The organism is Kitasatospora sp. NPDC059803, assembly GCF_042732255.1.
In the GTDB taxonomy this organism is placed as follows: domain Bacteria; phylum Actinomycetota; class Actinomycetes; order Streptomycetales; family Streptomycetaceae; genus Kitasatospora.
This window is the reverse complement of record NZ_JBHWIJ010000010.1, coordinates 45283-64465: the sequence shown is the minus strand read 5'-3', so window position 1 is coordinate 64465 and position 19183 is coordinate 45283. Positions and strand designations below refer to the sequence as shown.

Annotated in this window: 15 protein-coding genes; 3 read left to right on the top strand and 12 right to left on the bottom strand. The window is 71.0% G+C overall.

Features of this window, described 5'->3' with window-relative positions:
* Positions 1-43: 43 nt before the first annotated feature.
* From ACFV6I_RS03225 to ACFV6I_RS03185, 9 genes are all read right to left on the bottom strand, one after another.
* Positions 44-1567: a CoA-acylating methylmalonate-semialdehyde dehydrogenase gene (locus ACFV6I_RS03225; RefSeq protein ID WP_380423405.1), complete on the bottom strand. Its 1524-nt coding sequence runs from the start codon at positions 1565-1567 to the stop codon at positions 44-46.
* A 291-nt stretch (positions 1568-1858) separates the two neighbouring features.
* Complete coding sequence (locus tag ACFV6I_RS03220; RefSeq protein WP_380423404.1) at positions 1859-2647, bottom strand: hypothetical protein; 789 nt, start codon at positions 2645-2647, stop codon at positions 1859-1861.
* A gap of 71 nt (positions 2648-2718) precedes the next feature.
* Entirely contained in the window at positions 2719-3150 is a 432-nt protein-coding gene (locus ACFV6I_RS03215) for a hypothetical protein (RefSeq protein WP_063347650.1), read from the bottom strand.
* A gap of 181 nt (positions 3151-3331) precedes the next feature.
* Entirely contained in the window at positions 3332-4726 is a 1395-nt protein-coding gene (locus ACFV6I_RS03210; protein ID WP_380423403.1) for an NAD(P)/FAD-dependent oxidoreductase, read from the bottom strand.
* A gap of 63 nt (positions 4727-4789) precedes the next feature.
* The gene (locus tag ACFV6I_RS03205) at positions 4790-5593 is read right to left on the bottom strand and encodes an ABC transporter permease (RefSeq protein WP_380377495.1); all 804 of its coding nucleotides are present in this window, start codon (positions 5591-5593) and stop codon (positions 4790-4792) included.
* The gene (locus ACFV6I_RS03200; RefSeq protein ID WP_380423402.1) at positions 5593-6522 is read right to left on the bottom strand and encodes an ABC transporter permease; all 930 of its coding nucleotides are present in this window, start codon (positions 6520-6522) and stop codon (positions 5593-5595) included. The genes ACFV6I_RS03205 and ACFV6I_RS03200 overlap by 1 nt, the downstream gene beginning before the upstream one ends.
* Positions 6519-7661, bottom strand: a complete 1143-nt coding sequence (locus ACFV6I_RS03195) for an ABC transporter ATP-binding protein (RefSeq protein ID WP_380340579.1) — start codon at positions 7659-7661, stop codon at positions 6519-6521. The genes ACFV6I_RS03200 and ACFV6I_RS03195 overlap by 4 nt, the downstream gene beginning before the upstream one ends.
* A gap of 48 nt (positions 7662-7709) precedes the next feature.
* Positions 7710-8960: a spermidine/putrescine ABC transporter substrate-binding protein gene (locus tag ACFV6I_RS03190; protein ID WP_063347655.1), complete on the bottom strand. Its 1251-nt coding sequence runs from the start codon at positions 8958-8960 to the stop codon at positions 7710-7712.
* 67 nt (positions 8961-9027) lie between these two features.
* Positions 9028-10539 (bottom strand): gamma-aminobutyraldehyde dehydrogenase, encoded by a 1512-nt coding sequence (locus tag ACFV6I_RS03185; RefSeq protein WP_063347656.1) that lies wholly within the window; start codon positions 10537-10539, stop codon positions 9028-9030.
* A gap of 356 nt (positions 10540-10895) precedes the next feature.
* Between ACFV6I_RS03185 and ACFV6I_RS03180 the strand changes: the two genes are divergently transcribed.
* Positions 10896-12551, top strand: a complete 1656-nt coding sequence (locus ACFV6I_RS03180) for a PucR family transcriptional regulator (RefSeq protein WP_063347657.1) — start codon at positions 10896-10898, stop codon at positions 12549-12551.
* 46 nt (positions 12552-12597) lie between these two features.
* On the opposite strand, the gene ACFV6I_RS03175 is transcribed toward ACFV6I_RS03180, so the two are convergent.
* From ACFV6I_RS03175 to ACFV6I_RS03165, 3 genes are all read right to left on the bottom strand, one after another.
* Positions 12598-13797 carry a spermidine/putrescine ABC transporter substrate-binding protein gene (locus tag ACFV6I_RS03175; protein WP_063347658.1) on the bottom strand — a complete coding sequence of 400 codons (1200 nt, stop codon included), beginning with the start codon at positions 13795-13797 and terminating at the stop codon, positions 12598-12600.
* A gap of 68 nt (positions 13798-13865) precedes the next feature.
* Positions 13866-15224 (bottom strand): aspartate aminotransferase family protein, encoded by a 1359-nt coding sequence (locus tag ACFV6I_RS03170; protein WP_063347659.1) that lies wholly within the window; start codon positions 15222-15224, stop codon positions 13866-13868.
* A gap of 221 nt (positions 15225-15445) precedes the next feature.
* Positions 15446-16891: a gamma-aminobutyraldehyde dehydrogenase gene (locus tag ACFV6I_RS03165; RefSeq protein ID WP_063347660.1), complete on the bottom strand. Its 1446-nt coding sequence runs from the start codon at positions 16889-16891 to the stop codon at positions 15446-15448.
* Positions 16892-17192: 301 nt separating this feature from the next.
* Between ACFV6I_RS03165 and ACFV6I_RS03160 the strand changes: the two genes are divergently transcribed.
* On the top strand, positions 17193-17666 hold the full coding sequence (locus ACFV6I_RS03160; RefSeq protein ID WP_030243538.1) for an Lrp/AsnC family transcriptional regulator: 474 nt from the start codon (positions 17193-17195) through the stop codon (positions 17664-17666).
* Entirely contained in the window at positions 17663-19057 is a 1395-nt protein-coding gene (locus tag ACFV6I_RS03155; protein ID WP_063347661.1) for an aspartate aminotransferase family protein, read from the top strand. Before ACFV6I_RS03160 ends, ACFV6I_RS03155 begins: the two co-directional genes overlap by 4 nt.
* Positions 19058-19183: the final 126 nt, after the last annotated feature.

The window sequence follows — 19183 nt, the reverse complement described above, 5'->3', positions numbered from 1 at the left end:
CCGGGGAGAGGGGTCCGGCCGGCACGACCGCGGGGCGGGGGGATCAGCTGTTGGTGGGGAAACCGAGGTTGATGCCGCCGTGCGAGGGGTCCAGCCAGCGCTGGGTCACGGCCTTGCCGCGGGTGAAGAACTGCACGCCGTCCGGGCCGTACGCGTGGGCGTCGCCGAACAGGGAGGCCTTCCAGCCGCCGAAGGAGTAGTAGGCGACCGGGACCGGGATCGGCACGTTGATGCCGACCATGCCGACCTCCACCTCGAACTGGAAGCGCCGGGCCGCGCCGCCGTCGTTGGTGAAGAGGGCGGTGCCGTTGCCGTACGGGTTGGCGTTGATCAGCGCCAGGCCCTCGTCGTAGGAGGCGACGCGCACGACGGAGAGGATCGGGCCGAAGATCTCGTCGTTGTATACGGACATGCCCGGCTTCACGTGGTCGAACAGCGTGGGGCCGAGCCAGAAGCCGTCCGAGGTCGGGGCGCCGTTCTCGTCCTCGGCGGTGACCGGGTGCTTGCGGCCGTCCACGGCGAGCTCGGCGCCGTCGGCGACACCGGACTCGACGTAGGAGGTGACCTTGTCGCGGTGCTGGCCGGTGACCAGCGGGCCCATCTCGGAGTCGCCGTTGCAGCCGGGGCCGACCTTCAGGGTGGCGATCCGCTGCTTGATCTTGTCGACCAGCTCGTCGCCGATCGGGTCGACCGCGACCAGGACGGACACGGCCATGCAGCGCTCGCCGGCCGCGCCGAAGCCCGCGTTGACGGCGGCGTCGGCGGCCAGGTCGAGGTCGGCGTCGGGCAGGACCAGCATGTGGTTCTTGGCGCCGCCCAGGGCCTGCACGCGCTTGCCGTAGCGCGTACCGGTCTCGTAGACGTAGCGGGCGATCGGGGTGGAGCCGACGAAGCTGACGGACTTGACGTCCGGGTGCTCCAGCAGGCGGTCCACGGCGGCCTTGTCGCCGTGCACGACGTTGAAGACGCCGTCCGGCAGGCCTGCCTCCTTCCACAGCCCGGCGAGGAAGTTGGCGGCGGACGGGTCCTTCTCCGAGGGCTTCAGGACGACGGTGTTGCCGGCCGCGATGGCGAGCGGGAAGAACCACATCGGCACCATGGCCGGGAAGTTGAACGGCGAGATGATCGCGACCGGGCCGAGCGGCTGGCGGATCGAGTAGACGTCGACGCCGGTGGAGGCCTGCTCGGTGAAGCCGCCCTTGACGAGCTGCGGGATGCCGCAGGCGTACTCGACGACCTCCAGGCCGCGGGCGATCTCGCCGAGCGCATCGGAGTGGACCTTGCCGTGCTCGGACACGATGATCGCGGCCAGCTCGTCGCGGCGGGCGTTCAGCAGCTCGCGGAAGGCGAACAGCACGGTGGTGCGCTTGGCGACCGAGGCGGTGCGCCACTCGGCGAAGGCCGAGGCGGCGGCGGCCACGGCCTGGTCGACCTCGGCGATCCCGGCGAAGTCGACCTGGCCGGCGACCAGGCCGGTGGCCGGGTCGAAGATGTCCCCGCGGCGGGGCGCCGCGCCGGCGGTGGCGACGGGCTCGCCGCCGATCCAGTGAGTGATGTGCTTGCTCAAGTCCGTCTGCCTCCGAAGTCCCGGGCGGCGTCCTGCCGCCGGTCCTGTCTGGCGCCGCCCGCGAGTGGGCCGGGCGACGGGATTCACGGGGCTACCGCGTTCGTCTCCAGTCTGGTGCCCGCCGCGCCAGGCCTCAACGAACAGGCTGACGGGGATCGCGGATTCAGCCTTACAGGTCGTCCGGTTGCTCGGCCGAATGGGTGAGGGGGCACGAACGAACGTGTGAAGCCGGACCCGCAAAGACGACCCCGCAAGACGAACGCGCGAGGACGAAGCGCCGCCACCCCGCGTTCAGGACTCCTCGTCCTCCAGGTACGGGTCGTGCAGACCGTCGGCCGCCTCCTGGGTCTCCAGCAGGTCCAGCCGCAGGTCCTGGGCCCAGGCGAGCGCCCACCGCTTCAGCCCGCCGACCGCGCGTGCCGCGACACCCCGGGCCCGGAACCGGCCGTCCGCCGCCTCGGCCAGCGTCTCCAGCCGGTCGGCGAGCGCCGCGGGCTGGAAGTCCGCGTCCAATTCGACTGCCAGCGCGATGAGTTCGCCCTCCCGGTAGCAGTCGGTGAGGGCGTGCACGTCGACCAGGTCCCGCGGCATGCCACGGTCCACCAGCAGCGCGGTGGTGAGCGCGGCGGCGTCCTCCAGGGCGACGACCGGCAGCACAACTGGCAGGGCGACCGGCAGGACCGCCGCCGGTTCGCCGGGCGGGGGCGCGGCGAGGTCGAAGCGCACCGGCCGGTGGGCCAGCGGCTCCTTCCGCAGCTCCACCGAGTGCGACCGCCCGCCGAGCGCGAGCCGGACGGTGAGCTGCTCCAGCCGCGGCGTGCCCGGGCGTTCGGCGACCCCGCCGCCGGCCGCGCGGTAGGCCTCGCCCAGCGCCGCGGCCACCTCCGGCAGGTCGGCCCCGCCGGTCACCAGGGTGAGTCCGTCCTGCGGGCAGGCCGCGACACCGTGGGCGCGCAGCGCGTGCCCACCGGCCAGGGCGAGCCCGTACCGGTCGCAGACGGGGGCCGCCAGTGCGGCGAGGCGCAGCTGGGTGTGGCCCGGTCGAAGGGGCGCGTCGACGGCGTCCGGGGCGGTGGTCACGTTTCCAGTCTGACGCGACCGCCCGCCCCGCGCGCCACCGCCGGCCGGGGGCCGGAGTCCGGACCGGGGGATCACCAGCCGCTGAGCCCGGCCGCGGCCTCGTGCAGGGCGAGCTCCAGCAGCACCGGGTCGTTGAGCCGTCCGGAGCCGTCGGGCGGGACGAGCCAGCGCACCCCGCGGCTGCGGCGCTCGGGGTGCGGGACGACGATCCAGGTACCCTCCCCCGCGCTGCGCACGCCCGTACCGATCCAGCGGGCGGCGGTGCCGACGGGGACCAGGAAGCTGACGTGTTCGTCCCCGAAGTCGGTGAGGACGGGGCCGCAGGAGCCGGGGTCCAGGATCTCCAGGGCCGGGCGCCCGAGCCGTCCGGGGACGGAGAGGACGTCCCAGCGGCGGCCGGCCGGTAGCAGCATCAGCCCCAGCCCGGTGCGCTCCCATTGCTCCCGGAAGGCCTCCGGGTCCGCTGCCACCTGGGCGAGCCAGTGCAGTCCGGTGCTCTCCATGTCTGTCCCCGCTTCTCGCCGCTGGTTCCGGTCGGGTCGTCCTGGTCGGGACGCGGCGGGGAGACCGAGACCCGCCGTCACCAAGGAGAGGCGGACGGCGGGTCTCTCTTACACGGATAGCACGGATAACACGGATAGCAGGGATGGCACGGATGGCGAGGTCAGCTCACGGACAACGAGGTCAACTGTCGAAGCCGAGCCCCATGCGGTCGAGCGTGCGCAGCCAGAGGTTGCGGTGGCCGCCGTTGCGGTCCGCGCGCTCCAGCGAGCGGGTGGTGATCTCGATCCCGGCCCAGCGCACCGGCTCGGGCGGGAACGGCAGCGGCTTGCTGCGCACCATGTCCAGCGAGGTGCGCTCGGTGCGCTCGCCGGACAGCAGGTCGAGCATCACCTCGGCGCCGAAGCGCGTCGCGCCGACGCCGAGCCCGGTGTACCCGGCCGCGTACGCGACCTTGCCCCGGTAGGCGGTGTCGAAGAACGCCGAGAACCGGGTGCAGGTGTCGATGGCGCCGCCCCAGGCGTGGGTGAACCGCAGGCCCTCCAGCTGCGGGAAGCAGCGGAAGAAGTGGTTCGCCAGCGTGCGGAAGGTCTCCGGCCGCTGGTCGTACTCGTGCCGGACGCGGCCGCCGTAGTGGTAGACGGCGTCGTAGCCGCCCCACAGGATCCGGTTGTCGGCGGAGAGCCGGAAGTAGTGGAACTTGTTGGCGCTGTCGCCGAGTCCCTGCCGTCCGCGCCAGCCGATCGCGGCGAGCTGCTCGTCGCTGAGCGGCTCGGTCATCAGCGCGTAGTCGTACACCGGCACGATGTACGGCCGGACCCTCTTGACCAGCGACGGGAACACGTTGGTGCCGAGTGCGACGCGCCGGGCGAAGACCCGTCCGTACGGGGTTCGGACGGCCATGCCGCTGCCGTACTCCCGCAGGTCGGTGGCCCGGGTGTGCTCGAAGATCCGCACGCCCTGGCCGAGGCAGGCGTCCCGCAGGCCCCAGGCGAGCTTGGCGGGGTGGACCATCGCCACGCCCTCCTTGTCCCAGAGGCCGCCGAGGAAGGTCGGCGAGTCGACCTCGGCGCGCAGCTCGTCGGCGTCCAGGACGGTGATGTCGAAGCCGTACCGGGCGACGGCCTCGGCGATCTCGTGGAGTTCCTCGACCTGGTGCGGCTGGGTGGCGACGTCGATCTCGCCGGTGCGCTCCCACTCGGCGTCGATGCCGTAGCGCTTGAGGGTGGCCTCGATGCCGTCCAGGTTGGCGGCACCGAGGCGTTCCAGCTGGCCGAGTTCGGCGGGCCAGCGTTGCAGGCCGTTGCCGAAGCCGTGGGTGAGGCTGGCCGCGCAGAATCCGCCGTTGCGCCCGGACGCGGCCCACCCGACCTCGTTGCCCTCGACCAGCACGACGTCCAGCGAGGGGTCGCGTTCCTTGGCGATGAGGGCGGTCCAGAGGCCGGAGTAGCCGCCGCCGACGACCAGCAGGTCGCAGGTGGTGTCGCCGACCAGGGCGGGCAGTGCCGCCGGCCGGCCCGGATCCTCCAGCCAGAAGGGGGTGGGCCTGGCGTCACTGAGTGCGCGGGCGGAGTCCATGCATTATCAGCCACTTTCTGTACTTAGGCGATGGTTTGTTCGGCCACCACACCCGACCGTACGTCAGGCGGTGGCCTTCCGGCGGTTGCCCAGCCACTGGCCGGCGACGGTCAGCGCGACGGCGGCGATGAACATCGCGGTGCCGATGACGTTGACCTGTACCGGGATGCCGCGCTGCGACGCGCCCCAGACGAACATCGGGAAGGTGACCGTGGTCGGGCCCGAGTTGAACTGGGTGATGATGAAGTCGTCGAAGGAGAGCGCGAAGCTGAGCAGCGCTCCCGCCGCGATGCCGGGGGCGGCCAGCGGCAGGGTGACCCGCAGGAAGGTCTGGATGGGGGTCGCGTAGAGGTCCTGGGCGGCCTGTTCGAGCCTCGGGTCCATGCTCATCACGCGGGCCTTGACGGCCGTCACCACGAAGCTGAGGCAGAACATGATGTGCGCGATGAGGATGGTGGTGAAGCCGAACGGGATGCGCATGTTGAGGAACAGCGTCCCGAGCGAGGCGGCCATGACCACCTCGGGCATGGCCATCGGCAGGAAGATCATCGCGGTGGTGGCCGAGCGGCCGCGGAAGCGGTAGCGGGCCAGTGCGAAGGCGACCATGGTGCCGAGCACGGTGGCGCCGATGGTGGCGAGCACCGCGATCTGCAGGCTGAGCGAGAGCGACTGGCACATGTCGGCCACGCCGCAGGGGTTGGTCCAGGCGTCGGTGGAGAACTCGTTCCACTCGTAGTTGAACTTGCCGACCGGCTTGTTGAACGAGAAGGCGAGCACGACCAGGTTGGGCAGCACCAGGTAGGCGAGGGCCAGCACGCCGGCCAGCACCACCAGGTGGGCGCGTATCCACTTGGTAATCCGGGACATCAGACCAGTTCCTCCGTCCCGGCCTTGCGCATGTAGACCGTCACCATGCCCAGGATCAGGGCCATCAGGATGAAGCTCAGTGCGGCAGCCGTGGGGTAGTCGAGCACGTTCAGGAACTGCTTCTGGATGCCGTTGCCGACCATCTGCTCGCTCGGCGAGCCCAGCAGCTGGGCGTTGATGTAGTCGCCGGAGGCCGGGATGAAGGTGAGCAGGGTGCCGGCGACCACGCCGGGCAGCGAGATCGGGAAGGTGACCTTGCGGAAGGTGGTGAACGGCCGGGCGTACAGGTCGCCGGCCGCCTCGTGCAGGCGGGGGTCGATCCGCTCCAGCGAGGTGTACAGCGGCAGGATCATGAACGGCAGGAAGTTGTAGGTGAGACCGCAGACCACGGCGAGCGGCGTGGCGAGCACCCGGTCGCCGGAGGTGAGGCCGAGCGCGTTGGTGACGTCCAGGACGTGCAGGGTGTTGAGCACCCCGACCACCGGCCCGCCGTCGGACAGGATGGTCTTCCAGGCCAGCGTGCGGATCAGGAAGCTGGTGAAGAACGGCGCGATGACCAGGATCAGGATGACGTTGCGCCAGCGCTTGCTCGCCTTGAAGGCGATCGTGTACGCGAGCGGGTAGCCGACGGCCAGGCAGAGCACGGTGGCGATGCCCGCGTAGGAGAACGAGCGGACGAAGTGCCACTTGTACTCGACCAGGGCGTCCCAGTAGGTCGCGAGGTGCCAGGTGACCTTGAAGCCCGCTTCGAGCGAGCCGGTCTGCAGCGAGGTGGACGCCTGGTAGACCATCGGGACGGCGAAGAAGACGACGAGCCAGGCGATGCCGGGCAGCAGCAGCCAGTACGCGGTGAGCTTGCGCTTCGGCTTCCGTGCCGGTTCCGTGAGCGGTATGACCTGTGACGGGGCGGCCGGGGTGGTGGTGGTCATGCGGCCTCCTCCGCGGTGCCCGCGTCGATCGCCTGCGCGGCGTCCAGGGCGAAGGAGTGCGCCGGGTTCCAGTGCAGCAGGACGGGCGCGCCGGGGACGATCCGGGCGTCGCGCTCCATGTTCTGCTCGAAGACGGTGACCTCCTGGCCGCCGTCGGTGCGCACCACGTACTGGGTGGAGACGCCGATGAAGCTGGAGTCGAGGACGGTGCCGGCCAGCCGGTTGCGGCCGTCGGCGACCTCGGCGGAGGCGTGCGCGATGGTGATCTTCTCCGGGCGCACGCCCAGGTGGACCTGCCTGGCCTCGGTGGCGCAGCGCGCCTTGGGCACGGCGAGGCGGACGCCGGCCGCGGTGAGCAGCAGGTCGCCGCCGTCGGTGCCGGTGACCTCGGCGGGCAGCAGGTTGGACTGGCCGAGGAAGTTGGCCACGAAGGTGGTGGCGGGGTTCTCGTACAGCTCGGCGGGGGCGCCCAGTTGCTCGACCCGGCCGCCGTTCATCACCGCGATGGTGTCGGCCATCGTCATGGCCTCCTCCTGGTCGTGGGTGACGTGCACGAAGGTGATGCCGACCTCGGTCTGGATCCGCTTGAGCTCCAGCTGCATCTGGCGGCGGAGCTTGAGGTCGAGTGCGCCGAGCGGCTCGTCGAGGAGCAGCACCTGGGGGTGGTTGATCAGGGCACGGGCGACGGCGACGCGCTGCTGCTGGCCGCCGGAGAGCTGGTGCGGCTTGCGCCGGGCGTACTGGCCGAGTTCGACCAGCTCCAGCATCTCCTCGACCTGCTTCTTGACGTCCTTGCGGCCGCGGCGGCGCAGGCCGAAGGCGACGTTCTCGAAGATGTCGAGGTGCGGGAAGAGCGCGTAGCTCTGGAAGACGGTGTTCACCGGCCGCTTGTACGGGGGCAGGGCGGTGACGTCCTGGCCGCCGATCAGGACGGTGCCGCTGGTGGGCTCCTCCAGGCCGGCGATCATGCGCAGGGTGGTGGTCTTGCCGCAGCCGGAGGCGCCGAGCAGGGCGAAGAAGGAGCCCTGCGGGACGGTGAGGTCGAGCGGGTGGACGGCGGTGAAGGCGCCGTAGGTCTTGCCGATGCCGGTGAGGCGGACGTCGCCGCCGGCGGCCGCGTCGCGCTGCTGGTCTGTCATGGGTGTCTTCCTGGGTTCTCTGCCGGGAGTGGGCCGCGCGTGGGGGGGTCAGGCGCCGATGAGCTTGGAGAACTTCTGCTCGAAGTCGCTCTCCTCGGTCTCGGTGAGGGTGCGGAACACGTGCGACTTGGCCGCCATCTCGGGGGTGGGTACGACCAGCGGATTGGCCGCGCTGTCCGGGGCGAGGGCGGCGAGTTCGTCCTTCATCCCGGTGACGGCGGAGACGAAGCCGATGCCCGCGACCAGCTGCGCCGCGATCTTCGGCTGATAGTAGAAGTCGATCAGCTTTTCCGCGTTCGCCTTGTGCTGCGCCCGGGCCGGGATCAGCATGTTGTCCGTCGAGGAGACGTAGCCCTTCTCCGGGATGACGAACTCGATGTCCGGGTTGTCGGCGCGCAGTTGGATCAGGTCACCGCCCCAGGCGACGCAGGCCGCGATGTCGCCGGAGGACAGCTCCTGGCCGTAGTCGTTGCCGGTGAAACGGCGGATCTGCTTGCTGTCGACGCCCTTCTGCAGCCGGGCGACGGCGGCGTCGTAGTCGTCGGCGGTGAACTTCGCCGGGTCCTTGCCCAGGTCCAGCAGGGTGATCCCGATGCTGTCGCGCATCTCGGAGAGGAAGGTGACCCGGCCCTTGAGGTCGGGGTCGTCCAGCAGTTGGGAGACGCTGGTGACCTCCTTCCCCTTGGTCGCCTTCTTGTTGTAGGCGATGACGACCTGGATGCCGGCCCACGGGTAGGAGTACAGCCGGCCCGGGTCCCAGTCGGGGGCGCGGAAGCGGGAGTCGATGGTGGTGATCGCGGTGGTGACGTTCGCCGGGTTGAGCTTCTGCGCCCAGCCGAGCCGGATCATCCGGGCGGCCATCCAGTCGGTGAGGACCATCAGGTCGCGGCCGGTGTCCTGGCCGGCCGCGAGCTGCGGCTTGACCTTGCCGAAGAACTCGACGTTGTCGTTGACGTCCTCGTTGTACCTGACCTTGACGCCGGTGGCTGCGGTGAAGGCGTCCAGGGTGCCGTGCTTCTCCTTGTCCTTCTCGTCGGTGTCGATGTACAGCGGCCAGTTGGAGAAGTTGACCACCTTCTCGGTGTCCGAGAGGTCCTTGGCGGCGTTGGCGGTCGAGTCGCCGCCGACGGTCCTGGCCGCCGGGATCCCGCAGGCGGCCAGCGTGCCCGCACCGGCGGTCAGCGCGGCGGCCCGCAGCAGGGTGCGGCGGCCGATCGCGGCCCGGCCGCTGGTCAGGCTGCGTTCCCAGGCCTTGCGGACCGGTTCGGGCAGACCGTCGGTGAACTCGTTGAACGCCATGGAACGGGCCTCCTGGGGGTAAGAGGTCGAATCGGGGCGCCCTGGGGGCGGCGCCCCTGGGCAGGGGTTATCTGTCTCCGAAGACGGTGCGGTGCCAGTCCTTGCGGGCCACCGCGGTGGTGTCGAACATGACGTGCTTGACCTGGGTGTACTCGTCCAGCGAGTACTGGGACATGTCCTTGCCGTAGCCGGACGCCTTGTAGCCGCCGTGCGGCATCTCGCTGATGATCGGGATGTGGTCGTTGACCCAGACGCACCCGGCCGCGATCTCCCGGGTGGCGCGCAGCGAGCGGTGCACGTTGCCCGTCCAGGCGGAGGCGGCCAGGCCGTAGGGGGTGTCGTTGGCCAGCCGCAGGCCCTCGTCGTCGGTGTCGAAGGGCAGCACGACGAGCACCGGGCCGAAGATCTCGCCCTGGACCACCTCGCTGTCCTGGGCGGCGCCGGTGATCAGGGTGGGCGCGTAGTACGCGCCGCGGGTGAGGTCGGTGCCGTCGTGGCCCTTCTCCGGCGCGCGGCCGCCGGTGACCACGGTGGCGTAGGAGCGGGCGCGTTCGACGAAGCCGGCCACCCGGTCCCGGTGGGTGTACGAGACCAGCGGGCCGAGGTCGGTGTGCGGGTTGAGCGGGTCGCCGATCCGGATCGCGGCGTACAGCTCGGCCACGCCGGCCACGAACGCGTCGTACAGCGGGCGCTGGACGTACGCGCGGGTGGCGGCGGTGCAGTCCTGGCCGCCGTTGATCAGCGAGGCGGCGACCGCGCCGTGCACGGCGGCGTCGAGGTCGGCGTCGTCGAAGACCACGAACGGGGCCTTGCCGCCGAGCTCCAGGTGGGTGCGCTTGACGCTCGCGGTGGCGAGTTCGGCGACCCTGCGGCCGACCGGGGTGGAGCCGGTGAAGGACACCATGGCGACGTCCGGGTGCGCGACCAGGTGCTCGCCGGTGGTGCGTCCGGCGCCGGTGACCACGTTGACCACGCCGTCGGGGATGCCCGCCTCGGTGCAGGCCCGGGCGAACATCAGCGAGGTGAGCGGGGTCAGCTCGGACGGCTTGAGCACGATGGTGTTGCCCGCCGCGATCGCCGGCAGGACCTTCCAGGCGGCCATCTGCAGCGGGTAGTTCCACGGCGAGATCGAGCCGACCACGCCGATCGCCTCGCGGCGCACGTAGGAGGTGTGGTCGCCGGAGTACTCGCCGGCCGCCTTGCCCTCCAGGTTGCGGGCGGCGCCGGCGAAGAACGCCACGTTGTCGATGGTGCCGGGGACGTCGAACTCGGTGGCCAGCTTGACCGGCTTGCCGGTCTGCGCGGTCTCCACCCGGGCGAGGTCTGCGCTCGCCGAGGTCAGGACGGCGGCCAGTGCGGTCAGCGCCTCGGAGCGGGCGCCGGGGGTGGCGCGGGACCAGCCGGGCAGGGCCGCCTTCGCGGCGGCCACGGCCGCGTCGACCTCGCCGGTGGTGGCCAGGGCGACCTGCTCGACCACGCTGCCGTCTGCGGGGTTGACGACCTGGAAGGGCTCGCCGCTCCCCCGGGTCTGACGGCCCGCGATGTACTGCGCGCCCGCGCCGAAGTCGGTCAGGTCCATCTGGTTCCTCCAAGTGCCGGTGGGTCGACTGCCACGGCGATTCTCACGGTTGTGCGGTGGGGGAATCCGACCGGCTGATCACCGGGGTTGCGCGATCCTGGCAGTCCGGCGGACTCCGGACAAGGGATTCCGCTGTTGCATTCCGGCAACGCGATGGATTCCGGCGTGAGGTCTGTTTTTCGCCACAGCCGACCCGCTGACCATGCCCGGTGCCGCCCCGGCGTGACAAGGGTCACTCCGACAACCTCGGTGGGTAGGGCCTTACAGGGTGCAAGGGTTCACCGAGGGCGACAGGTCGTCGCCGCGATGGATGATTTACCTGACACTCTGGTCCCTCAAGGCCCTGGAGGCCCGCGATGCTCCCCACCGTCGCCCGCGTGCTCGACCTGGAGGTGATGCGGCGCGGCCTGCCCCAGGTCGTCGCCGGCGCCGACCACCTGGAGCGGCCGGTCCGCTGGGTCCACGTGAGCGAACTGCCCGACGTCGCCGGGATGCTCCAGGGCGGCGAACTGGTGCTCACCACCGGCATCGCGCTGCCCGACGACCGCGAGGGCCTGGCCCGCTACGTCCGCGAACTGGACGAGGTGGGGGTCGCCGGACTGGTCGTCGAGTACGGCCGGCGCTACTTCGACTCGCTGCCCCGCGCCCTGGTGCACGCCGCCGAACAGCGCGGCCTGCCGCTGATCACGCTCCGCCGCGAGCTGCGCTTCGTCGCCGTCACCGAGGCCGTGCACGCGCTGGTGGTCAACGCCCAGCTGGAGCAGCTGCGCGTCTCCGAGGCCGTCCACCAGGTGTTCAACGAGCTGGTGGTGGAGGGCGCCGAGCCGCCCGAGGTGATCCGCCAGGTGGCCCGGATGGCGGGCGCGCCGGTCGTCCTGGAGAACCTCGCGCACCAGGTGCTCGCCCACGACACCGCCGGCCGCCCGGAGGTCGAACTGCTGGAGGACTGGGAGCGCCGCTCCCGCGGGGTCCGCCCGCCCGGCCGCACCGGGCACGACCCGCGCAGCGGCTGGCTGGTGACCACGGTCGGCGCCCGAGGCCAGGACTGGGGCCGACTCGTGCTGGTACAGGATCCGGGCCCGCTGCCCGAGAACGAGGCCCACCCGCACACCATGCTGCTGGAACGCGGCGCCTCCGCCCTGGCGCTCAACCGGCTGGTGGTGCGCGACCGGGAGAGCCTGGAGCGGCAGACCCACCGCACCCTGCTGTCCGGCATCCTCACCCACGCGCTGACCGTCTCCGAGGTGGCCCTGCGCGCCCAGGCGCTCGGCGTCCCGCTGGAGGGCCGCCGGCTGGTCGGAGTGGTGCTGCGGCAGCGGCGCGGCCCGATCCCGGCCGCCCTGGAGGCGCAGGCCCGGCTGCGCGACTTCACCGAGCTCGCCGCGGGAGCCGTCCGGGCCTGCCGGCTCTCCGCCCTGGTCGGCGCGCTGGACGACGAGGGCGTCGGCGTGCTGATCACGCTCGGCACCCAGCAGGACGAGCACGCCGCCCTGGACGCCTTCTCGGCCACGCTGCGCCGGATGTCGGCCGAGGCCGGCCGGGACGACGCCGCCGCCGCACCGGCCCCGGTGGTCGCGGTCGGCTCCTCGGTCGGCTCCGTCCGGGACGCCCGGCGCACCCTGCTGGAGGCCACCCAGGTCGCCGACGCGGCCCTGCACGACGCGCCCGGCGGCCGGGCCGCCTCGTACTACCGGCTGCCGGACGTCCGGCTGCGCGGCCTGCTCCACCTGCTGCGCGACGACGCCCGGTTGCAGACCTACGTGGAGCGGGAGCTGGGCCCGCTGCTGGCCCACGACGCCGAGCACAACGGCCAGTTGGTGCAGATGCTGCGGATCTACCTGGAGCAGGGCCGGAACAAGTCGGCGGCGGCCGACGCCGCGCACCTGTCCCGGCCGTCCTTCTACGACCGCCTGCACAAGGTCGAGCGGATCCTCGGCGTCGACCTCGACCAGGTGGAGTCCTGCCTCTCCCTGCACGTGGCGCTGCTCGCCCTGGACGCCGTCCGCCGCTGACCGCCGACCGCCGACCACTGACCGCTGACCGCTGACCGCCGGTGGCCTACACGCCGGTGATGCGCCCCCAGACCTTGTGCAGTTCGGGCCGCTCCGCCGAGGTGACGTCGCGCATGGTGTGCAGCCGGGCGCGCATCTCGTCGGTCGGGAAGAGCAGCGGGTTCTCCGCCAGTTCGGCCTTGTCCTTGTCGCCGCTGGCCGCCAGCACCTCGCGGGCGGCCGGCACCGGGCAGATGTACTGGACGAACGCGGCGAGTTCGGCGGCCACCTCGGGCTGGTAGTAGTGGTCGATCAGCAGCTCGGCGTTGCGCTTGTGCCGGGCCCGGTTGGGGATCATCAGGCTCTCCGCCCACAGCTCGCCGCCCTCCTGCGGCACCACGAACTCGATGTCCGGGTTCTGGGCGGTCAGTTGGACGGCGTCGCCGGAGTAGGCCTGGCAGGCGACGGCGGCACCGGAGGCGAGGTCGCTGGTGTAGTCGTTGCCGGTGAAGCGGCGGATGTGGCCGGTGTCGACCATCTTCTGCACGGTGTCCATCGCCCGGTGCGCGTCGTCCTCGCCGAACCGGGAGACGTCCGCACCCTGGGCGAGCATCAGCAGCCCGAGCGCCTCGTCCAGCCCGGCGAACAGGGTGACCCGGCCCTTGAGATCGGGCGCCCAGAGGTCCGCGGTCGACTTCAGCTCCCGGCCGAGCGCCTTGCGGTTGTACGCGATGCCGGTGATCCCGGACTGCCAGGGCACGCTGCGCCGGCGCCCGGGGTCGAAGGCCGGGTCGGCGAGCTGCGGGTCCAGGTTGGCGGTGACGTTGGGCAGGTTGGCCCGGTCCATGGCCTGCACCCAGCCGAGCGAGACGTACCGGCCGGCCATCCAGTCGCTGACCACCATGAGGTCCCGGCCGGGGTCGGCGCCCTGGGTGAGCACCGGGCTGATCTTTCCGAAGAACTCGTCGTTGTCGTTGATGTCCTCGGTGTAGGTGACCGCGATGCCGGTCCGCTCGGTGAAGGCGTCCAGGGTCGGCCGGTGGCCCTGGTCGTCGGTGTCGATGTACTGGGTCCAGTTGGAGAAGGCGAGCCGCTGCTCGCGGTCCGAGCGGTCCTGGACCGAGCGGCGGTCCTCGGCGACGTACGCGGACGGGATGCCGCAGCCGGTCAGCGTGCCGGCGCCGAGCAGCGCGGCCCCGCCGAGCACCGAACGCCGGCGGATCGTACGGGAGTTGTGGGGGCGGGTCGGGGTGGTGCTGCTGGGCATGGGGAAGGCCTCCGGAGCGTGGGACGGCCCCGGGCGTGCGCGACACCCGGGGCCGTCCGGTCGGTACGTCAGACGGTGTGCGCGTCGGCGAGCGACAGCACCTCGTCGAGCACCGCGAGACCGGTCTTGGCCTCCTCCTCGGTGACGGTGCACGGCGGGACGACGTGGAGGCGGTTCATGTTGACGAACGGCCAGAGCCCGCGCTGCTTGCAGGCGGCGGCCAGCTCGGCCATCGGCGCGTTGGCGGGGCCGGCCGCGTTGTACGGGACCAGCGGCTCGCGGGTCCCGCGGTCCTTCACCAGGTCGAGCGCCCAGAACACGCCGAGGCCGCGGACCTCGCCGATCGAGGGGTGCCGCTCGGCCAGCTCCCGCAGGCCGGGGCCGAGCACGGTCTCGCCGATGTGCTTGGCGTTCTCGACGATGCCCTCCTCCGCCATGGCGGTGATGGTGGCGACGGCCGAGGCGCAGGCCAGCGGGTGGCCGGAGTAGGTGAGCCCGCCCGGGAACGCCCGCTCGGCGAAGGTGGCGGCGATCTCGGCGCTGATCGCCACGCCGCCCAGCGGGACGTAGCCCGAGTTGACGCCCTTGGCGAAGGTCAGCAGGTCCGGGGTGACGCCCCAGTGGTCGGCGGCGAACCACTCGCCGGTGCGGCCGAAGCCGGCCATCACCTCGTCGAGGATGAACACGATGCCGAAGCGGTCGCAGATCTCCCGCACCCCGGCCAGGTAGCCCGCCGGCGGGATCAGGATGCCCGCGGTGCCGACCACGGTCTCCAGGATGATCGCCGCGATCGTCCCGGGGCCCTCGAAGGCGATCACCTGCTCCAGGTGCTCCAGCGCGCGCTCGCACTCCTGCGCCTCGTTCTCGGCGTGGAAGTTGGAGCGGTAGGCGTACGGGCCCCAGAAGTGCACCACGCCGGAGACGCCGGTCTCGTTGGCCCAGCGCCGCGGGTCGCCGGTGAGGGCGATCGCGTTGGCGGTGGCGCCGTGGTACGAGCGGTAGGCGGACATGACCTTCTGCCGGCCGGTGTGCAGCCGGGCCAGCCGGACGGCGTTCTCGACCGCCTCGGCGCCGCCGTTGGTGAAGAAGATCTTGTCGAGGTCACCGGGGGTGCGCTCGGCGATCAGCCGGGCGGCCTCGCTGCGCGCCTCGACCGCGAAGCCGGGGGCGATGGTGCAGAGCTTCGCCGCCTGCTCCTGGATCGCGGCGACCACCTTCGGGTGCTGGTGGCCGATGTTGGTGTTGACCAGCTGCGAGGAGAAGTCGAGGTAGCGGTTGCCGTCGTAGTCCCAGAAGTACGAGCCCTCGGCGCCGGCCACCGCGAGGGGGTCGATCAGCGCCTGGGCGGACCACGAGTGGAAGACGTGCGCGCGGTCGGCGGCCTTGACCGCCTGGCCGGCGGCTGAGTCAGCGGTGGGGATGCTCATGCCGGTAAGGCTAGGGAGTCGCGGCCCCGAAGTGCAGTTTCATCTTGTCAGCCGGTCACGCGAACGGCCGACAGGATGCAAAGACACCGGGCCCGGGTCGAAAGGACCCGGGCCCATTGTCCGTTCACACGATGGACGTGCGATCAGATCGCGGTCATACAGCGCCCGACCGTCACGACCCGCTAGATCGCGGTCATACAGCGCTCAACCGTCACGACCCGCTAGATCGCGGTCATGACGTGCTTCACCCGGGTGTAGTCCTCGAAGCCGTACGCGGAGAGGTCCTTGCCGTAGCCGGACTTCTTGAAGCCGCCGTGCGGCATCTCGGCGACCAGCGGGATGTGGGTGTTGATCCAGACGCAGCCGAAGTCCAGGCGGCGCGACATCCGCATGGCGCGGGCGTGGTCCTTGGTCCACACCGAGGAGGCCAGCGCGAAGTCGACGCCGTTGGCGTAGTCGACGGCCTGGTCCTCGTCGGTGAACTTCTGCACGGTGATGACCGGGCCGAAGACCTCGTTCTGGATGATCTCGTCGTCCTGCCGCAGGCCGGAGACGACGGTCGGGGCGTAGAAGTAGCCCTTCTCGCCGACCTGGTGGCCACCGGCCTCGATCTTGGCGTGGGTGGGCAGCCGCTCGATGAAGCCGGCCACCTGCTTCAGCTGGTTGGCGTTGTTCAGCGGGCCGTACAGCACGTCCTCGTCGTCCACGCCGCCGGTCTTGGTCTCGGCCGCGGCCTTGGCCAGCGCCTCGACGAAGGCGTCGTGGATCGACTCGTGCACCAGCACGCGGGTGGCGGCGGTGCAGTCCTGGCCGGCGTTGAAGTAGCCCGCGACCGAGATGCCCTCGACGGCCTCGGCGATGTCGGCGTCCTCGAAGACCACGACCGGGGCCTTGCCGCCCAGCTCCAGGTGGACGCGCTTGACGTCCTTGGAGGCGGACTCGGCGACCTGGATGCCGGCCCGGACCGAACCGGTGATGGAGGCCATCGCCGGGGTCTTGTGCTCGACCATCAGCCGGCCGGACTCGCGGTCGCCGCAGATGACGTTGAAGACGCCGGCCGGCAGCTCCAGGTCCTTCAGCACGCCGCCGATGATCTCGGCGAGCAGGACGGTGGAGGCCGGGGTGGTGTCCGAGGGCTTCAGGACGACGGTGTTGCCCGCGGCGATGGCCGGGGCGAACTTCCAGACAGCCATCATCATCGGGTAGTTCCACGGCGCGACCTGGGCACAGACGCCGACCGGCTCGCGGCGGACGATCGAGGTCATCCCGTCCATGTACTCCCCGGCGGCCTTGCCCTCCAGCATGCGGGCGGCACCGGCGAAGAAGCGGATCTGGTCCACCATCGGACCGATCTCCTCCGAGAGGGTCAGCCCGCGCGGCTTGCCCGTGTTGCGGACCTCCGCGTCGACGAGCTCGTCGGCCCGGGCCTCGACCGCGTCGGCGATCTTGAGCAGCAGCTTCTGGCGGGTGCTCGGGGTGGCGTCGCGCCAGATCGGGAAGGCGGCGGCGGCCGAGGCCATCGCGGCGTCCACATCGGAGGCACCGGACAGCGGGGACGTCGCGTAGGCCTCACCGGTGGTGGGGTCGACGATGTCGAGCGTGCGGCCGTCCGCCGCGTCGACGAACTCACCGTTGATGTAGTTGCGCAGCGTGCGAAGGTCGCTCACGGGGTCTCTCCTCGGTCTGGGCCTGCGGCGTTGCAGTTTCCGGCGCCATGGTACGTCGGCGGGTCCGGCGCACGAAGGGTGTCGGGTGGCCGGGCCCTGGACGGCGCGGTCCACTGGTTTGGGGGAACGCGCGCTGCGCTGCGGGGCTGCGCGCGTACCGTGCCAGGGTAGCCGCATGACTGCCGGTATCGACAGGTGCAGTGCATGTAGGCGATGAAATCCGTACGCGGATTCCAAGATCGCGACGAAATCAGCAGATTCCTCGCTTGCGAACAGGGGAACGATCAGGCACAGTGGCGGCGTGGCCAACCGCGACCGGAACGCGAGCGTTCCCCTCGATGCCGCCTCCAAGGCGATCATCGAGCAGCTCCAGGAGGACGGACGCCGCCCGTACGCCGCCATCGGCAAGGCCGTCGGCCTGTCCGAGGCGGCCGTGCGCCAGCGCGTCCAGAAGCTGCTCGACCAGGGCGTGATGCAGATCGTCGCCGTCACGGACCCGCTCACCGTCGGCTTCACCCGCCAGGCGATGGTCGGCATCCGGGTCGAGGGCGACATCGAGCCCGTCGCCGACGCGCTGGCCGCCCTCGACGAGGTCGACTACGTCGTCTGCACCGCAGGCTCGTTCGACCTCCTGGCCGAACTGGTCTGCGAGGACGACGAGCACCTGCTCGAACTGATCAACAAGCGCATCCGCGCGCTTCCCGGCGTGCGGAGCACCGAGAGCTTCGTCTACCTGAAGCTCCGGAAACAGACCTACACCTGGGGCACCCGATGACAGCCGACCCGGCGCAGAAGGACCTTTCCAAGACCGCCTACGACCACCTGTGGATGCACTTCACCCGCATGTCGTCGTACGAGAACTCCCCCGTGCCGACGATCGTCAAGGGCGAAGGCACCTACGTCTGGGACGACAAGGGACGCAAGTACCTCGACGGCCTCGCCGGCCTGTTCGTCGTCCAGGCCGGCCACGGCCGCGAGGAGCTGGCCGAGGCCGCCGCCAAGCAGGCCAAGGAGCTCGCCTTCTTCCCGGTGTGGAGCTACGCCCACCCGAAGGCCGTCGAGCTGGCCGAGCGCCTGGCCAACTACGCCCCGGGCGACCTGAACAAGGTCTTCTTCTCCACCGGTGGCGGCGAGGCCGTCGAGACAGCCTGGAAGCTCGCCAAGCAGTACTTCAAGCTGACCGGCAAGCCGACCAAGTACAAGGTCATCTCGCGCGCCGTCGCCTACCACGGCACCCCGCAGGGCGCCCTGTCGATCACCGGCCTGCCGGGCCTGAAGGCCCCGTTCGAGCCGCTGGTGCCGGGCACCCACAAGGCCCCGAACACCAACATCTACCGCGCCCCCGCCTTCCTCGAAGGCCCGGACGGCACGGTCGACCCCGAGGCCTACGGCCGCTGGTGCGCCGACGAGATCGAGGTGGCCATCCTCAACGAGGGCGCCGAGACCGTCGCCGCCGTCTTCGTCGAGCCGGTGCAGAACGCCGGTGGCTGCTTCCCGCCGCCGCCCGGGTACTTCCAGCGCCTGCGCGAGATCTGCGACCGCCACGACGTGCTGCTGGTCTCGGACGAGGTCATCTGCGCCTTCGGCCGCCTGGGCACCATGTTCGGCGCCGACAAGTTCGGCTACCAGCCCGACATGATCACCTGCGCCAAGGGCATGACCTCGGGCTACTCCCCGATCGGCGCCACGATCATCTCGGACCGCCTCGCCGAGCCGTTCTACAAGGGCGACAACACCTTCCTGCACGGCTACACCTTCGGCGGCCACCCGGTCTCCTCCGCGGTGGCGCTGGCCAACCTCGACATCTTCGAGCGCGAGGGCCTGAACCAGCACGTCCTCGACAACGAGGCCGCGTTCCTGGGCACCCTGAACAAGCTGCGCGACCTGCCGATCGTCGGCGACGTCCGCGGCAACGGGTACTTCTACGGCATCGAGCTCGTGAAGGACAAGGTCACCAAGGAGTCGTTCAACGACGACGAGGTCGAGCGCGTCCTCTACGGCTTCCTGTCGAAGGCCCTCTTCGACAACGGCCTGTACTGCCGCGCCGACGACCGTGGCGACCCGGTCATCCAGCTGGCCCCGCCGCTGATCTCCAACCAGTCGACCTTCGACGAGATCGAGCAGATCCTGCGGACCAGCCTCACCGACGCGTGGGCGAAGATCTGACCCCCTGATCCTCCTTCCCCACCCTCCGCCGAAGGGCGGTCCCACTCCCCCGGGACGCCCCGGGGGGGGTGTTTGGGGGGGGGGGGGGGGCGTAAATTGTCGGGTTGTGTGGGTTTTGGGCGCGTT

Excerpts from the sequence above, each read along its gene's own strand:
- ACFV6I_RS03190 (WP_063347655.1), bottom strand. The coding sequence starts at position 8,960 with ATGGCGTTCAACGAGTTCACCGACGGTCTGCCCGAACCGGTCCGCAAG.
- ACFV6I_RS03200 (WP_380423402.1), bottom strand. The coding sequence starts at position 6,522 with ATGACCACCACCACCCCGGCCGCCCCGTCACAGGTCATACCGCTCACG.
- ACFV6I_RS03215 (WP_063347650.1), bottom strand. The coding sequence starts at position 3,150 with ATGGAGAGCACCGGACTGCACTGGCTCGCCCAGGTGGCAGCGGACCCG.
- ACFV6I_RS03155 (WP_063347661.1), top strand. The coding sequence starts at position 17,663 with ATGACAGCCGACCCGGCGCAGAAGGACCTTTCCAAGACCGCCTACGAC.
- ACFV6I_RS03180 (WP_063347657.1), top strand. The coding sequence starts at position 10,896 with ATGCTCCCCACCGTCGCCCGCGTGCTCGACCTGGAGGTGATGCGGCGC.
- ACFV6I_RS03195 (WP_380340579.1), bottom strand. The coding sequence starts at position 7,661 with ATGACAGACCAGCAGCGCGACGCGGCCGCCGGCGGCGACGTCCGCCTC.
- ACFV6I_RS03205 (WP_380377495.1), bottom strand. The coding sequence starts at position 5,593 with ATGTCCCGGATTACCAAGTGGATACGCGCCCACCTGGTGGTGCTGGCC.
- ACFV6I_RS03210 (WP_380423403.1), bottom strand. The coding sequence starts at position 4,726 with ATGGACTCCGCCCGCGCACTCAGTGACGCCAGGCCCACCCCCTTCTGG.
- ACFV6I_RS03170 (WP_063347659.1), bottom strand. The coding sequence starts at position 15,224 with ATGAGCATCCCCACCGCTGACTCAGCCGCCGGCCAGGCGGTCAAGGCC.
- ACFV6I_RS03175 (WP_063347658.1), bottom strand. The coding sequence starts at position 13,797 with ATGCCCAGCAGCACCACCCCGACCCGCCCCCACAACTCCCGTACGATC.
- ACFV6I_RS03185 (WP_063347656.1), bottom strand. The coding sequence starts at position 10,539 with ATGGACCTGACCGACTTCGGCGCGGGCGCGCAGTACATCGCGGGCCGT.